The organism is Paraburkholderia sp. CNPSo 3076 (assembly GCF_026343935.1).
Taxonomy (GTDB): Bacteria; Pseudomonadota; Gammaproteobacteria; order Burkholderiales; family Burkholderiaceae; genus Paraburkholderia; species Paraburkholderia nodosa.
Genome location: NZ_JAPMAL010000115.1, coordinates 1 through 1,213 on the forward strand (window position 1 = coordinate 1; position 1,213 = coordinate 1,213).

Genomic DNA, 1,213 nt, shown 5'->3' on the forward strand with positions numbered 1-1,213 from the left:
GCCCATACACCATGCATGGACGCCCCCGGCTTGCCAAGCTCTCGTTTGTGACGGAGGGCAGGTAATGATTGCGGCCATGCATCCGGACTTCGATGTCCCGGCGCAAGGCCGGCGGTCCCTGATGGAATTCGCTGGCCGGACTCTCATCAGACTTGCGTGCTCTTGCGCACGTAGGTGTACTCAGAGTTTCCCGGCCACGGTCTGACCTGTCTCGCCATCACGTCATGATCGCCTGAGCAATCGGCTGTAGTCTCCTGCTGGCAGTTACACGGTAAGCTAGCGGCTAACGGTTACGTAGTCGCGGCAGGTGCGTGGTAATCGGCGTGAAACTCGCGGCCGTGGACCAGTAGCGCCCAGACGATGCGCGCGTTCTTGTTCGCGAGCGCGACGGCGGCGACATTTGCGTTTCGCCGCTGCAGCAGGCCATGTAGCCAGCCGCTCTTGCATTCCTTGCGTTTGGCAACCTGCAGCAAGGAGCGCGCGCCGTGGATGAGCAATGTTCGCAAATACACGTCACCTCGTTTGCTGATGCTCAGAAGCACGTTCTTGCCGCCGCTGGAGTTCTGCCGGGGCACTAGACCGAGCCACGCTGCAAGTTGCCGGGCGCTACTGAAGCTCTTTGCGTCGCCAACAGACGCAACGAGTGCGCTCGCGGTAAGTGGCCCGATTCCTGGGACACGCGCGAGCCGTCGACTCGTTTCGTCACTGCGGTGCCAGGCCTGAATCTGCGCCTCGAGCTCCTTGACCTGTCGGTCAAGCTCCTTCAGTTGGTCCATGAGGCGTTGGATGAGCAATCGAAACGAGCCAGTCAGTTCGTTAACCGCATCTTCGATCAGTTCGGGTACCTGGCGTTCAAGATGTCCGATTCCCCTGGGGACAACGATCCCGAATTCGGCGAGCAATCCGCGAATCTGGTTGGCCTGCGCGGTGCGCGCCCGTACAAATCCTTGGCGTACTCGATGCAGCGACAACACCGATTGCTGCTCGATGCTCTTGACCGGCACAAAGCGCATATTCGGCCGCGCGACTGCCTCACAGATTGCTTCGGCATCCGCCGCGTCATTCTTGTTCGTCTTGACGTACGGTTTGACAAACTGGGGCGCGATTAATCTTACCGTATGCCCCATGGCCTGTAGCTTGCGTGCCCAGAAGTGCGCGCTCGCGCATGCCTCCATTCCGATCACGCAGGCGGGGAGGTTGGCGAAGAACTCCG

At 60.4% G+C, this 1,213-nt stretch carries 1 protein-coding gene; it reads right to left on the reverse strand.

Annotated features, from left to right (window positions below; genetic code table 11):
• Positions 1 to 290 precede the first annotated feature (290 nt).
• Positions 291 to 1,213: IS110 family transposase (locus tag M3A49_RS42260; protein ID WP_266233983.1), on the reverse strand; the 923-nt coding region annotated here is incomplete at its 5' end.